Here is a 14,263-nt window from a genome sequence, read left to right as displayed (position 1 = left end):
CGCGAGGGTTTCGCGCCGCGTCGGATCCGGGCCAGGGGTCATCGGCGCGTCCTGGTGCCGCGTCGGCCGTACCGCCGGGCCTCGGGCGGCCGCCGCCCGGCCACCGGAGTGCGGGGACGGACCGAGCCGCGTGCCGTCCTCCCCCGTTCGGTGCCCGGGGGCCGGGGAACGCGTCCTCGGCTCCGGCCCCCGTCGGGCAGCGGGCGGACCTTGCGGACGTGCAGCGGAGTGGCGCCCCGGACGGCGGCGGTGTCCACCGTCGCCTCCGGCACCCCGGCACCGGAGGCACTCTCTTCGGCCGTGGCCTCGCGCAGGCAACGGCGCAGGGCTTCCGGATCGAGCCCTTCGTTGCAGGCCCGATGGAGCAGTTGGGCGAAGGTGTAGTCGGGATCGGCGCGCAGCGCCAGCGTCAGGGCTACCCGCGCGCCCGGCTCGTCGCCCGTGGACCAGGAGACCCAGCCCGCCAGGGTGAGCGGAGCTGCGGCGTGCTCCCCGTACCGCCCGACGCAGCGCCGTGCCAGGGCACGCCACAGGCGCAGGGCGGACTGTGCTTCCGACCCCTCCATCCAGGCTGCGGCCTTGTCCCGGGTCTCCCGGTCCTGGAGCCCCAGGATGACCGCAGCGGCTTCGTCGGAGCCGATGAGCTGGTCGTCCCCGGAGTCCGCGAGCGCGGGGGGCGCCGGCTGCGCCTGTTCGATGCGGCTCATGAGCATGCGCGCCAGCTGGAGGGTCTCCGCCGCGACCTCGCGCCTGGCCCGCTCGTCGAGGAGCCTGGGCACCAGCTCCGGCACGGCCCTGTCCAGGGCCTCCTGTTGCGTGGTCACGTCGACCGGCGCCCTCCAGGGCTGGAGCCGCGCTTCCATGTCGCGCAGCGTGCCCCGGACGTGGACGCCCGCGTAGGTGGCGGCCGCGGCCATCACCGTGGTGCCGGGCATGGCCAGGGGGTTTCCCTGGTCGGGGCAGCACCGGGGGTCCGGGCAGCAGTAGGACCAGTAGCGGCCGTCGGAGATGCAGAGCGCTTCGAGGACCGGAACGTCGAGCGCTCCGCACGCCGTGCGCAGACGCTGCGCGAACGGCCTGAGCCGCTCCATGGTCAGCCGCCCGCCCGAGCCGTCCGGCGAGTCCTGGCAGAGGAAGATCACGATCGCGTCGGGCCGTCCTTCACGGCGCTCGCTCCCCGAGATCAGGCACTCCGCGAGCTGATCGGCGACCGGCCCCCACTCGCCGGGCGCCTGCGGAATTCCGAGGCGGAGCCGGCCGCCGAACCGGCCCCGGCCACCGTGCAGAGCGACCATCACGACGCTGTCGTTGGGGTAGAAGCCCATGAGATACGGGAGGGCGTCGGCGAGCTCGGCGGGTCCGCGCAGGGTGATCTGCTGTTCCCCGGCCGGGCCGGTGGATTCGTGGTGCTTGTTCATGGCTTGACGGTCCCGCAGCCCACCAGATCCCGCGACCCCTGTGGATAACGTTATCCACAGGTGCTCGCCCCGTCGTTCGCGGGTTGTCGTAGCCATCGGGTTGCATGGGGGTATGACCAACGCAGATCGTCAGCACTCAGGGCTTCGGCCGATTCCGTCCTCGCCCGCGTGGTGGGCGATGCCACAGGTAAGGCCGTGCTGCGCGAGGACCAGTGGGTGGCCATCGAGGCGCTCGTCGCCGACAAACGCAGAGCTCTGGTCGTGAAGCGCACCGGCTGGGGCAAGTCCGCCGTCTAGTGCCGTGTCAGCCAAGGTTTGCCCGGTGAGGAGCGGCGTCAGGTGCGTGCTCTCGGCGGGCCGGCCGGAAGTCCTTGTACTGGACGTACTCGGGCTTTCGGCCGGTGTGGCGAGAGTGCGTGCCGGGCGTCGCGACGGGGCGAACCTTGGCTGACGCAGCACTAGGGCGCGGCGACCGCGCTGCTCCGCGCGCAGGGCAGCGGCCCGACGTGATCGTCTCGCCGCTGCTTGCGCTGATGCGCAACCAGGTGGCGGCGGCACGGGCCGGGATCAGCGCCCGTACGATCAATTCGTCGAACACGGAGGAGTGGGAGAGCGTCCAGGCCGAGGTGGCGGCGGGCGAGGTCCCGACGTCCTGCTGGTGAGCTTCGAAGGCCTGAATTCTCCGCACTCGGACTCGCCCTCTGTCCGTTGTTCAGCAGGTTCTGGCGGCGCAGCGCGGGCAGGATGTCAGCCGCCCGGTCGGGAACCCAGGCAAGGAAGTGGGCCGTTTCGCCCGCGATCTCCGGAATCCGGGTGATCCGGCATGGGCACCTTGTCGAGGTCGGCCAGGGGCCGGGCGGCCGGCGGCGTGGCGGGTTCGGGGTTCATCGGCCGCCGCCGAGGGACCGGTGGCCGCGCTGGGCCCGGCGCCACCGCTGGAACTCGTGGGAGGCGGCCATGTCGGTGAAATCGCCGAAGGACGGATCGCGGGTGAGGGCCTGGTCGGCGACCCGGTAGGCGTCGTCGGTGCGGCCGAGGGCGAGCAGGACACGGACCTGGGTGTCGCGGACGAAGTCGTAGTCCGGGCTGCCTGCGACGGTCAGCGCCTGCTCGACGGCGGCCAGGGCGCGTTCCGGTTCGCCGCTGTGCAGCAGATGCCAGGCGAGGGCGTTGCCGGTGCGGCGTTTGACCTCCTCCTGGAAGGCGCCCTCGTCGGTGAAGTGCCAGATCGTGTCGGGCACCAGGGCGAGTGTCTGCTCGGCGTAACGGATGAGCTTACTGTTCAGGGCGGGGCGGTCGGGGTCTGGTGCGCCGTCGGCGAGGTGGCCGAGGGCGTCGACCAGGCCGTAGTGGGCGTAGAGCTGGTCGTAGGCGGAGTAGCGGGCGCCGGGGGCGCAGAGGGCGATAGCTTCCTCGAAAGCGGTCGCGGCCTCATGGTGATCCTGTGCGTGGAGTCGGGCGCCGCCGTTCCTCACCAGGGCGTGCACGGCTTGCCAGTTCGGGTCGTGGACGACGTCGCGGGTGCCGGTGTCACGCAGGTCGATACGGACGTGTGGGAACGTGCCGCGCAGCCGCTCCAGTGTGAGCTGGTCGAGCTGGGAGTACCGCAGACCCACGAAGTCCAGGTGGCGCAGGGCGAAGAACGGCTCGGGGAGGGTGGTGAGTTCGTTGAACGACAGGTCGACGTGCCGCAGGTTCGGGGTACGGGCGAACGCGTCGTCGGGGAGTGTGCGGAAGGGCTTGCGTACCTTGCTTCCCTTGAAGATCTCCTTGCCCCAGCGGTCGATCTCCAGGTGTTCCAGCGTGGTGATGTCCCAGATGCCGGAGAGCAGGTGGCGGCCCGGCGGGTGCTGGTCGGATCCCGAGGTGCGTCCGCTGAGCCGCAGCACGCGCAGCCGGGGCAGCCGGGCCAGCTCGGGCAGACGCGTCACCCGGTCCGACAGGCAGTCGTTGAGGTTCAGTTCCTCCAGCTCGTGCAGGCTGAGCAGTCCCTCGGGGGCGGAGGCCAGCCAGGTCCCGGACAGGTTCAGGGAGCGCAGTCCGGTCAGGCGGGTGACGACCGCGGGAAGTCCGACCGGGGTGTCGCTGACGTAGCGCCCTTGGCGGAAGCGGGACAGGTCCAGTTCGCGCAGTGAGTGCAGCCGGTCCAGCGACTCCGGGAGTCGGCAGGTGAGGTGCGAGGCGCGCAGCACCTCAAGCCGGCCGAGGTCACCGAGGGAATCCGGCAGACCCGTGAAGACGGTGAAGTCGTTGCCGGAGATGTCCAGCACGCGCAGATTCCCCAGGGTGCCTATGGATGCCGGCAGTTCGGTCAGTCCGGTTCCCGACACGTCCAGTTCTTCCAGGGCGGTGAGCTCGCCGATGCGCGGGGGGAGGCCGCCGAGGTCACCGTTGTCCGCGAGTGACAGGGCACGCAGCCGGGGGAACGCGAGCAGCTGCTCCGGGACGGCCCTCAACCTCCTTGCTGAGAGATCGAGATCGGTGACCTCCTCGGCCCGATCGAGCAGGGCGTCCAGCTCGTCCAGGGTGGTCAGGTGGCTCGGGCGCCCGCCCGCTCGCAGCACCTGCCGCCCCTCACGCAGAGCCTCCTCGATCTTGTGGGCGTTCGCCTCGCCGTGGTCGTCAAGAAGTTCGGGCAGCAGGATGGTGTGCAGTTCGTCGTCGTCGAAGTCGACCGGGCAGTTGCTGCGGCAGCGGTCAGCGACGAGCAGGGCCTGCGGCTGCTCGGCGACAACGAGGTTGAAGTACAGCGTGCTGATGAGGACTTGGGCGCGGGTGCTGCCACACACCGTGAGGATGCCGCCGTCGTCACCGTACGAGCAGCAGATGCCGCCCGTCACCTCGAGGTCGTCGCGCACCACCACGCTGGGACAGCCCGCCAGGATCACGTTGCGGGCTCGCAGGCTGCCGGTCACGACGAGGAGGTTGCCGCCGCTGTGGTCCCACCAGTCCAGGTCGCCGTCGACGGTGAGATCGCCGTCCACGATGGTGTTGTAGGGCACCCAGTCGTCGTCCCCCTCCGGCCCCAGGTGCCCGGCGACATGCAGTCCGCCCTCGTACAAGCGGATCTCCTGATCCTCGGCGAAGTCGGCGTACGGATACCGCACGTCGGCGGAGACTCGGAACCGCTCCTCCGCCTCCTCGACGCTGATGACGCGGTATCCCGAGGGGGAGTGCACCGCAGGGAGGACGAGGGGTACGGGGGGTACGGAAAGGCCTCTCGGGGATTCCTCATGAGCCATATCGGCCATCTTTGGTTGCTCCGTGGGGTGAAGTGCCGGTAAGGGGGGCCTGGTGGGGAAAGCGCGGCACGGTCGTGCTGCCGCGGCCGGCTGGGGCGGGCCGGGCCGTCAGGCCGGAGGTGACGCCCACTCAGCGGGTCTCGGCCTGCGGTTCCGTTCGGAAGACGGGCAGGCCCTCGCGCAGCCGGGCGGAGAGCAGGCAATGGTCGAACATCTCCTCGTCATCCTCGTCTTCGTCGACGGCGAACACCTCGTCGACCAGCAGCTCGCGCAACTGCACCTGTACGCCGTCGCCGTACCCCTGCTGGTACTCGTCCAGGTCGAAGTGGAGGTCGGCTCGCACGCTCGCGATCGTCTCGTGCCCGTCCTCGACAACCAGGCGGGCGCGGATCGTGCCCGCCTGGAGCGTGTTGTCGTTGTAGTACCCGTGGACGACCTCGGCCTCGATGTCGCCCCCGACGCACATCTCGCCGTCGGTGAACACCCCGCGGGCCGTCACGCCACCGCCGATCGTCACCACCGACTCGGGGCCGCAGTCGGCCAGCACACCGTCGACCGCCAGCGAGCCGGTGACCACGAAGGGGGCCATCACGTCCAAGCCGCCCTTGACCACCAGGTCGCCGTGGTGGAAGAACGGCACGTCCACCCGTTGATCGCCGGTCAGTGTCTTCGTCGTACCGGTGTCGCCGAGCGCCCTGGCGCACAGCTCGGGGACATGCGACAGATCGTCGGGATCGCAGTTGTCACGCACCCCGATCACGAGATCCTGGTAGCTGTCGTAGTCCGGCCCCACGAGCCTGGTGAGCCAGCCGCTGTCGTCGGGAATCCCGGCGGTCCCACACACCGCCGCCTGCTCGGCCCGCATCGCTCCCGCGACCTCACGGACCGCGTCCATATCGATGGGCAACGGCCCGCCTTCCACGAAGGAATACGGCATATGCGCCGGGGCACCCGCCGCCTGGAGCATGGTCACGATCTCCGCGCGCGCCTGCCGCTGCATCTCGCTGTACTCCGGCAGGCGCAGGGCGATCCCCAGCGGGGTCTTGCCGAGGCCGTTGACCGCGGCGGCGTCGGCGCCGCGCTCCAGCAGCAACTTCACCAGTCCCGGTCGCGCCGAGCGGACGGTGGTGTGCAGCGGTGTGTCGCCGTGCTCGTCGGTCGCGGCGATCGGCGCGCCGTGGTCGAGCAGGAAGGCGTAGAGCGACACGGCCACGGTGCTGTGGTGGGCGAGGGAGCCCCTTGTGGTGAAACGGCTCTTGCCGTCCAGCCGCGCACCGTGGTCGACGAGCAGGGCCAGCACCTCCACCGAACGCTCCGCCCAGGCCGCCGGATCGGAGTCGTTCAAGGCCACGGCCCACACGGCGGAGGTGTCACCGTTGTTGTCGACGGCGTGCACATCCGCGCCGCACTCCAGCAGCGCCCGTATCACCTCAAGGGACGGCAGCGGGTCGTCGGCGCTGTACGGGGCCTTAACCGCCCGGTGCAGCGGGGTGGCGCCCTGCTCGTCGTGCGCCGAGACATCCGCCCCGTCGGCGATCAGTGAACGAACCAGTGCGACGCCCTCGGCGGGGTCACCGCCACGGTCAGGCGCGACAGCAGCAAAAAGGGATTCGCTCATGACTTCGCTCATGGTGAGGACTCCTGGAGGCGCACTGGCAACGGATCCCGGCAGGCCGGACGCCGGACCTGACGGAACGTAGAACAAGTAACCAGGCCGTTGCTCATGAGCAGGCAGGTTCCGGTGGTTTCCGTGGCCGATTGCGTAGTTCTACTGACATGGGCGCCGGTCGATGCGCACGTGGGGGGAGTGCGGCGCGCCCTGCGCTGGGCGCGGTACGCGTCGCGGACCTCACCGGGCGGGAAAGGGAACTTCACCGGCCTGCCGGGCAAGTCCGCGGACACCGGGAACGGGGACGGAAACGAGAGCGGGGGTGAGAGCGGGAGCGGGAGTCGGGGAACCTCGCTGATCGTTCCGCCAAAACGCAGGCCGCCGCGCCATCGGCGCAGCTGGGAGCGGCCTCGAGGGGCACTCGGTCCGCGTCCCGCCGACGGCACTGGTCAGGAGGGCGGCGGCGTACCCGGTGCCGTGACCGTGTGGCGTGCCACCAGGGTGGCCAGGGCGGCGCGGGACGGGACGCCCGTCTTGCGGTAGACGCGGGCGATGTGGCTCTCGACCGTGCGCGGACTGAGGCATAGCCGGGAGGCCACGGCCTGGTTGGTGAGACCCTCGGCGACCAGTTCCGCTACCTCCCGTTCCCGCGAGGTCAGTTGGGCAAGCGCGGCGGCCGGCCCGGACGGCTCCGCCGCCCCGTCCGTGTCACCCAGCACCTCCGGGCGCTGCTGGTCGGCCAGGGCGACCAGCAGCGTGGCCCCGCCCTCGGCGGCCTGCCGACGGGCACGGCGCCACATGGCTGCCGCGCCGGCGCCGTCACCAGCGGCCTTGATGAACACGGCGCCGAGCAGCAGGCTCTGCGCCTCCCGGAGCGTCGCCCCGCACAGCGCGCTCTCCCGGGCGGCTTCGGCGAACGCCCGTGCCGCCGCGGCCCGGTCCCCCCGATGCGCCTCGACCCGGCCCAAAGCGCGCAGCGCCGCTGCCCGGCGGGTCGGCAGGTCGATCCGTTCGGCCTCCTTCAGGGCGCGCTCGGCCGCGTTCTCGGCCTCCTCCGTCTCGCCCACGGCCAAGGCGGCGGCGACGAGCAGTTCCAGGAACTCGGGCAGCAGCGAGGGCTGCAATCGGGGCAGGTCCCTGCCGCCGCCCGCGTCCAGCAGGACGTCCCGTGCGCGGTGCGGGTCACCGGCGCCCATCGCGGCGAAGGCGAGCAGGGACCGTGCCAGCGTGGACCACCAGCTCTCGCCGGTGCCCTCCGCCGCTGCCGCCGCCTCCTCCGCTGCGGCCAGGACGTCCGGGTCGCCCGGCGGGTGGGCCTGCATGAGGAGCAGGGTCCGGATCGCGAGGGTGAAGCCGAGTAGTTCGCCGCTGCCCAGGGCGCGGGCGATGGTCGCGGCCTCGTCGGCCAGCTCCAGCGCCGTGGTGACCCGGCAGGTCAGGAAGTGGGCGTACGCCTTGCACAGCAGGAGCTGCGACAGCATGTAGAGTCGGCCGGTCCGCCTGGCGATGCCCACGCCCCGGTCGGTGTGCCGTTCCGCATCGGCGTACCGGTCGAGCATCACCTCGGCCCAGCCCAGCCTGACCAGGGGTTCGCACAGCCCGGCGAGGTCGCCGTCGGTGAGCGCGTCCGCCAGCCCCGCCGCGGTCCGGGCGAGCCGACGGGCCTCGGCCGTGTCACCCTCGTACGCCTCGCTCATGGCGGCCAGCGTCAGGGCGCCCATCTCGCCGAGTCCGTCGCCCAGATCGCGGGCACCGCGCAGCGCCCCGGCCAGTTCTTCCCGTACGTCCGGGAAGCGGGCGACGAACTGCGCGCGGCAGCACCATTCGATGACGAGACCGATCCGCTGGGCCGGTGACGGCCCGGGCCGCCGGTCTAGTTCGCGGCGCAGCAGCGCGTCGGCCTCGGCGTAGCGCCCGAGCTGACGCTCCATGACGGCACACTGCACGACGGCGGAGGTACGGAGCGCGTCCTCGCCGCCCTCGTTGCCGGCGGGCATGTCGATCATTTGGTGGAAGAGGTCTCTGCTCTCCCACAGCGCCCCGGTCGTGCCGAGCGCCCCGGCGCGCATCAGTATCAACTCACGGCGTTTGTCGCGGTGTCCGGGGGTGTTGGGCAGGATCGCGAGAACGACACCGAGCCAGTGGGCCGAGGCGGCCGGGGCCGTCACGGCGGTCTGTTCGGCGGCGCTGGTCAGGATCGCGGCGGCCTCCGGGTCCCAGCCGGTCAGTGAACGCTCGATGTGGTGCGCCCGCTCGGCGAGGGGTGCGCCGGCCTCGGCCAGTTCGGCCGCCGCCCTGCGGTGGAGCTCCTGCCGCCGCCAGGGGTCGGTGCTGTCGTGGACCAGCGCCCGGATCAGCGGGTGGCGCAGTGCCAGACGGCGTCCGGCCTGGTCCGTGCGGATCAGATCGCGGCGCATCACCCCGCGCAGGGCCTCGACGACGTCGGGGACGGGTGAGCCGGTGAGAGCGGCGATGAGGTCGGCCGTGGCGTGGTCGCCGAGTACGGCGGCGGCTTCCACGGTGCCGCGCTCCAGTGGGTCCAGAGGGGCGAGTTCGTCGAGCAGCAGTGCTTCCAGGCCCGCGGGCGGACCACCGTCCCGGACCGGGGGCCCGGGCAGCCGGGCGGTGCGATGGGCCGTCAGGAGCGCCAGGAAGTACAGCGGGTTACCCTCGCTCGCGGCGTACATCTCGGCCGCTCGCTGCTGCGGCAGGTCGCGGGCCAGTTCCTCGACGCAGTCGCGTTCGTCGAGCGGGCCGAGGGAGATCCGCAGCACCGCGCCGGTGTCGGCCCCGCGCGCCAGCGCCGTGGTGAGCGCCGCCGGGGCCTGGCGGTCGCGGCGCGACACGACGAGCAGGAAAGGGGTCTTCACGGGGTGCCGCACGAGGTGGTCGACGAGTTCCAGGGACGCCGGGTCCGCCCAGTGCAGGTCGTCGAGGACCACGACGAGCCGCGCGCCCCGGATGCGGCGCAGTGCGTCCGCGGTGGCCCGGTAGAGGCCGAAACGGTCCCTGCTCCACGGCTCGCCCGAGGGCTCGGCCCTCCCCCGCAGCACCGGAGGGAGCTCCCGCAGCGACGGGAACACTCTGAGCACCCGCTGGTCGAGGTCGGCGAGCGCGTCGGCGAACGGCTGGAACGGGCTGTGCCGTTCGTACTCGGTGGCCCGGCCGCGCAGTACGGCCGCCCCGCGGCGGCGGGCGAGCGTACCGAACTCCGCCAGCAGCCGGCTCTTGCCGATGCCCGCCTCACCGGTGATGTCCACGACCGCAGGCCCTCCGGCTCCCATGTGTCTCAGGGCCGCGTCGAGCCGGCCGAGCTCCGTGGACCTGCTGACGAACGGCACCCTCTCCGCGCGTTTTGTCGGTCCCCCCCCGTGCGTCTCAGCCACCACGATCTCCCTCGGAACGAACGCCGCCACGGCATGCCGGAGCCCCGGTGACGGCAGCACGGGGAGGGCATCGGTTTCTGTCAGGCAGCTTTCTACAACAGGGGTGTGACAACGCCGTTCCCCTCAGGGCCCGGCCGCGCGACGGCCCGGGCGCATTGTGACCGACGGAGGCGTAGCGCGTCACACTACTGACCAGTCACGATGTGAGGCTCCGCCGCTGACTGGCCACAGCGTGCTCTGCCAGGGTGTGCGGACATGGGCGGTGGCCTTCTCTGCGAAGCGGTCAGGGGTCGTCAGGCCGGCCGGATGGAAGAGCTCCCAGAGGCGACCGGATCGCCGTCACCGAACCGCTCGACCAGCACGTCCAGGGACTCCAGCAGCGGCCGGTCCCCTCCGCGCCGGAGGCCGTGGCGTACGCGGGGCGGGCGCGCGGTGTCCCCGTGACGGTGTTCGCCGCCCTCGACGCCACCCCGGTCAAGGTGGCCCGGATGCGGGACTCTGCGCGGAGGTCATGCAGACAGGAGCGGACTTCGACGAGGCCAAGGACGCGGCCGCCACCCGTCCCGGCTCCGTGCTCGTGGAGGACGGCGACGAGCCGCTCATCGCCGAGGGCGCGGGCACCATCGCCGCCGAGCCGGCCCCGCTCGGCCTCGACACGCTGCTCGTCCCGGTCGGCAACGACGGGCTCATCAGCGGCATCGGCTGCGGCGCACCGGCGTGCCCGAGGCCACCGGCCGGGTGAGCACAATGGCGGACGGCATCGCCGTACGGGCGCCCGTGCTCGGCGCCGTCGCGTGGATGCGCGAGTACGTCGACGCCATGCCGCTCGTCGACGAGAAGGACTGCCGCCGTGCCCTGCGGACGGTACGGGACGCCCTGGGGCTGATCCTGGAACCCTCGGGCGCGGTCGGGATCGCCGCGGCCCTGCGTCACAAACTCCGAGCCGGCTCGCTGGGCACGATCCTCTGCGCCCGAGGCACCCCAATCGACTGCCGTCGGCTTCCGTCTGAACTGGGTACACGACAAGGTACCCAGGATGCCTCTATCCATCCGATAGGGCATGGCATGGACCCCGGCGACGACACTCGGCATACATGTACGCGTCGTCTCGCGTCGCCCCAGTGAGAATTCGATCCGGATCACCCTCGAGGGGCAAATGCCAAGTCGGTCATGAGGTCAGCCCGCCGCGGCAAGCACCAGCGGCAGAACCTGGTCGGCGCCTGCCTGGCGCAGTAGGCGGGCGCCGACTGCGAGGGTCCAGCCGGAGTCGGTGTAGTCGTCCACGAGCAGAACGGGGCCGGGAGAGCCGGCCAGGGCACCAGTCAGCTCCTCAGAAACGTTGAAGGCGCCGGACAGCGCCCTGAGGCGTTGGGCGGAGTTGCTGCGGCGTGCCACGTGCGCGCCGCTCGGCCCCGTGTACGTCAGGGTGCCCAGGAAGGGGAGGCGGCCGATGGTCGCGACTCCTTGAGCGAGGGAACCGACCAGTTGCGGCCGGGTCAGGGACGGCACAGCGACGACTCCTACCGGCCGGGCAGAGGCGTCCGGGACATTCGGCGCCCAGCCGCCCGGCGAGCGCGCCCAGTCGGCGAGGACCGCCACCGCGGCCTGCAGGACATCGTCCGGGACCGGCCCATCGGGCGCGTTCTCAGCCAGCAGCGGGCGCAGCCGGTTGCCCCAGCCGATGTCCGAGAGCCGCCCCAGGGCACGCCCCGTGGAGCACTGCTCCTTGGCCGGGATACGCCCCTTGAGGTCGATGCCCAGTGCGGGCATCCCCGTCGGCCACATCCGGCGCGGCTCGACCTCCACCCCCGGTCGATCCAGTTCCTTCGCCGCCCCCGTCAGCGTCTCCGCCGAAACAGAGGAATCGGCCCAGGCCCCCACGCAGTTGTCACAACGCCCGCACGGGATCGCCCCCTCATCGTCCAACTGCCGGCGCAGGAACTCCATCCGGCACCGGGTCGTACTCACGTAATCGCGCATGGCCTGCTGCTCGGCAGCACGCTGCTTGGCCACCCACGCATAGCGCTCAGCCTCGTACACCCACTCGGCCCCCGTGGCCGTCCAGCCGCCCTTCACCCGCTTGACCGCGCCGTCGACATCCAGCACCTTCAGCATCGACTCCAGCCGACTGCGTCGAAGGTCCACCACCGCCTCCAGAGCCGGCACGGACAGCGGCCGTCCCGCACCGGCAAGGGCCGAAAGAGTCTGCCGAACCTGCGCCTCGGGCGGAAAGGCGGTATCGGCGAAGTAGCGCCAGATGGCCTCGTCCTCCTTGCCCGGCAGCAGAAGCACATCGGCGTGGGCCACACCGCGTCCCGCACGCCCCACCTGCTGGTAGTAGGCGATCGGCGAGGACGGCGAACCGAGATGAATCACAAACCCCAGGTCAGGCTTGTCGTAGCCCATGCCCAGTGCCGAAGTCGCGACCAGCGCCTTGACCCGGTTCTCCTGCAGGTCGACCTCGGCCTGCAGCCGGTCAGCGTTTTCCGTTTTTCCGGTGTACGAAGCCACGCGGAAGCCGCGCTGCCGCAGGAAGGCCGTGGCCTCCTCGGCCGCGGCGACGGTGAGTGTGTAGATGATCCCGGAGCCCTGTAGCTCGTCCAGATGCTCGGCGAGCCAGGCCAGGCGGTGCGCGGCGTCCGGCAGCCGGACCACGCCCAGCCGGAGGCTTTCCCGCTCCAGGGGGCCGCGCAGGACCAGGGCCTCGCCTGCACCGGTGCCCAGCTGCTCGGCCACATCCGCAGTAACTCGCGCGTTGGCGGTCGCGGTGGTGGCCAGCACCGGCACACCGGCGGGAAGCTCAGCCAGCATCGCCCGCAACCGACGGTAGTCGGGGCGGAAGTCGTGACCCCAGTCGGAGATGCAGTGCGCCTCGTCGACCACCAGGAGACCAGTGGTGGCCGCAAGCCTGGGCAGCACCTGATCGCGAAAATCTACAGAATTAAGACGTTCCGGACTTACGAGGAGAACGTCGGTCTCGCCGCGCTCGACCTCCCCATAGATCGTTTCCCACTCCTCCGGGTTGGCCGAGTTGATGGTGCGCGCCTGGATACCGGCCCGCGCCGCCGACTCGACCTGGTTACGCATCAGCGCCAGCAGCGGCGAGATGATCACCGTGGGACCGGAGCCACGTCGGCGCAGCAGAGCGGTGGCGACGAAGTACACCGCCGACTTACCCCAGCCGGTGCGCTGCACCACCAGTGCCCGTCGGCGCTCCTCCACCAGAGCCGCCACCGCCTGCCACTGATCCTCCCGCAGCCGCGCCGAACCCCCCGGGGCACCGACGAGCTCGGCGAGGATGGCATCGGCTTCAGCACGGAGCTCCAGGTTGTCCATGCCCCCATGCAACCCGATGGCACTGACAATCGGCGAATCCAGCGTGACAAAGGGCTAGTGCCGCGTCAGCCAAGGTTCGCCCCGTCGCGACGCCCGGCACGCACTCTCGCCGCACCGGCCGAAAACCCGAGTACGTCCAGTACGAGGACTTCCGGCCGGCCCGCCGAGAGCACGCACCTGACGCCGCTCCTCACCGGGCAAACCTTGGCTGACACAGCACTAGCTGTTCTGTCCATGGAGGTTGGTGACAGCGATCACGGGCGAGTGATCTTGAACGAGTGAAGGCCTTCCGGGTTCGGTGTGGATTGCGATATCTCCACCGACCAGCCGAAGGCCCTCGTGCCCCACCGTAATGCACCCCTGACCAAGCAGGTGCGCCGCACCCTGGACGTTCTGGCCCGTGCGGAGCGGCCGGTCTCCCTCCCCGCACTGGAGCCCTTGGTCGATCTGCGCCGGACCGGATGAAGACGATGCTCAAGGTGTGCTGGACGTCGACGGTGTGGTGAAGCGCGTCAAGGGCGGCTGATCTCCACGGGTGAGCCCTGGCTCTACGACGCCGAGCGCTACGCCCGGATCGCCCGGCAGCGGGAGACCGAGCGGCAGGCCATGCGTGACTACGCCTCCACGACGGCGTGCCGGATGGAGTTCCTGCGGCTCGACGACGAGGAGGCCGCGCCCTGCTGCGCGGGCGCCCGCTTCGACGACAAGGTCTCCACCGCCGCCCTGGACGGAGCGCGCAACGAGCTGGGCCGGCCCGGTGTCGAGGTGGATCCCCGCAAGATGTGGCCCACCGGCCTGCCGGCGGTGGGCATCGATCTCAAGGGGCGCATCCCGCGGCGAACTGCCGCAACTGGTCCAGTCGCTCGGCCGGCGCATCTCCGAGATCGGCCGGATACCGCTGCTCGGGACGGTCTCCCACGCGCCGGGCGCCGAGGACCTGCGGATGTCCCAGACCAACAGTGCGCAGCGGGTGCGCGCACTGCACGAGGCCCTGGTCGTGGAGCCGGAGCTGGCGCAGGCGTTGGCGTCCGCGGGCGGCCCCGTTCTGCTGGTGGACGACCTGTCGGACACCGGCTGGACCCTGGCCGTGGCCGGGCGGCTGCTGCGACGGGCCGGAGCGCGGGGGGTGTTTCCGCTGGTCCTCGCGGTTCAGGGGTGACAGAGGGAGTCATCCTGGGCGGACTTGGGCAGGGATATCAGTGCCATTCCGGCTGATTCCCGTCAGGCGCAGCAATTGCTCGTTGCCGCCTGCCGGTAGGCCAGGGAGAATTG

At 71.3% G+C, this 14,263-nt stretch carries 8 protein-coding genes and 2 pseudogenes; 5 read left to right on the top strand and 5 right to left on the bottom strand.

Annotated elements, in window-relative coordinates; translation table 11 throughout:
- Positions 1-38: 38 nt before the first annotated feature.
- A complete protein-coding gene (locus IG90_RS0103345; RefSeq protein WP_030577190.1) occupies positions 39-1,418 on the bottom strand; it encodes a DUF4192 domain-containing protein in 1,380 nt (459 codons plus the stop codon).
- A 168-nt stretch (positions 1,419-1,586) separates the two neighbouring features.
- Here IG90_RS0103345 and IG90_RS46605 point away from each other — a divergent pair, with 168 nt between their 5' ends.
- Both IG90_RS46605 and IG90_RS41375 read left to right on the top strand, forming a co-directional pair.
- Complete coding sequence (locus IG90_RS46605; RefSeq protein WP_267958696.1) at positions 1,587-1,715, top strand: hypothetical protein; 129 nt, start codon at positions 1,587-1,589, stop codon at positions 1,713-1,715.
- 171 nt (positions 1,716-1,886) lie between these two features.
- Positions 1,887-2,103: pseudogene (locus tag IG90_RS41375) on the top strand (recombinase RecQ); the annotation flags it as partial.
- A gap of 199 nt (positions 2,104-2,302) precedes the next feature.
- Here the strand turns inward: IG90_RS41375 and IG90_RS0103330 are convergent.
- From IG90_RS0103330 to IG90_RS0103320, 3 genes are all read right to left on the bottom strand, one after another.
- Positions 2,303-4,597 carry a leucine-rich repeat domain-containing protein gene (locus IG90_RS0103330; protein ID WP_030577187.1) on the bottom strand — a complete coding sequence of 765 codons (2,295 nt, stop codon included), beginning with the start codon at positions 4,595-4,597 and terminating at the stop codon, positions 2,303-2,305.
- Between the two features lie 193 nt (positions 4,598-4,790).
- The gene (locus tag IG90_RS0103325; protein ID WP_051860208.1) at positions 4,791-6,290 is read right to left on the bottom strand and encodes an ankyrin repeat domain-containing protein; all 1,500 of its coding nucleotides are present in this window, start codon (positions 6,288-6,290) and stop codon (positions 4,791-4,793) included.
- A gap of 428 nt (positions 6,291-6,718) precedes the next feature.
- Positions 6,719-9,610 (bottom strand): helix-turn-helix transcriptional regulator, encoded by a 2,892-nt coding sequence (locus IG90_RS0103320; RefSeq protein WP_030577180.1) that lies wholly within the window; start codon positions 9,608-9,610, stop codon positions 6,719-6,721.
- Between the two features lie 556 nt (positions 9,611-10,166).
- Between IG90_RS0103320 and IG90_RS45490 the strand changes: the two genes are divergently transcribed.
- On the top strand, positions 10,167-10,397 hold the full coding sequence (locus IG90_RS45490) for a pyridoxal-phosphate dependent enzyme (RefSeq protein ID WP_051860207.1): 231 nt from the start codon (positions 10,167-10,169) through the stop codon (positions 10,395-10,397).
- Between the two features lie 5 nt (positions 10,398-10,402).
- The gene (locus IG90_RS45485; protein WP_051860206.1) at positions 10,403-10,780 is read left to right on the top strand and encodes a PALP domain-containing protein; all 378 of its coding nucleotides are present in this window, start codon (positions 10,403-10,405) and stop codon (positions 10,778-10,780) included.
- Positions 10,781-10,831: 51 nt separating this feature from the next.
- On the opposite strand, the gene IG90_RS0103310 is transcribed toward IG90_RS45485, so the two are convergent.
- On the bottom strand, positions 10,832-12,991 hold the full coding sequence (locus IG90_RS0103310) for a RecQ family ATP-dependent DNA helicase (RefSeq protein ID WP_030577177.1): 2,160 nt from the start codon (positions 12,989-12,991) through the stop codon (positions 10,832-10,834).
- A 357-nt stretch (positions 12,992-13,348) separates the two neighbouring features.
- On the opposite strand from IG90_RS0103310, the pseudogene IG90_RS41360 reads away from it, so the two are divergent.
- Positions 13,349-14,150, top strand: a pseudogene (locus IG90_RS41360) (recombinase RecQ); the annotation flags it as partial.
- Positions 14,151-14,263: the final 113 nt, after the last annotated feature.

The sequence above is a fragment of the Streptomyces anulatus genome (assembly GCF_000721175.1).
Classification (GTDB): Bacteria; Actinomycetota; Actinomycetes; order Streptomycetales; family Streptomycetaceae; genus Streptomyces; species Streptomyces anulatus_C.
This window is presented reverse-complemented; position numbering and strand designations above follow the sequence as displayed.

What these genes read in the sequence shown, in the direction of transcription:
- IG90_RS0103345 (WP_030577190.1), bottom strand. Translation starts at nt 1,418, where the DNA reads ATGAACAAGCACCACGAATCCACCGGCCCGGCCGGGGAACAGCAGATC.
- IG90_RS0103325 (WP_051860208.1), bottom strand. Translation starts at nt 6,290, where the DNA reads ATGAGCGAAGTCATGAGCGAATCCCTTTTTGCTGCTGTCGCGCCTGAC.
- IG90_RS45490 (WP_051860207.1), top strand. Translation starts at nt 10,167, where the DNA reads ATGCAGACAGGAGCGGACTTCGACGAGGCCAAGGACGCGGCCGCCACC.
- IG90_RS0103310 (WP_030577177.1), bottom strand. Translation starts at nt 12,991, where the DNA reads ATGGACAACCTGGAGCTCCGTGCTGAAGCCGATGCCATCCTCGCCGAG.
- IG90_RS45485 (WP_051860206.1), top strand. Translation starts at nt 10,403, where the DNA reads ATGGCGGACGGCATCGCCGTACGGGCGCCCGTGCTCGGCGCCGTCGCG.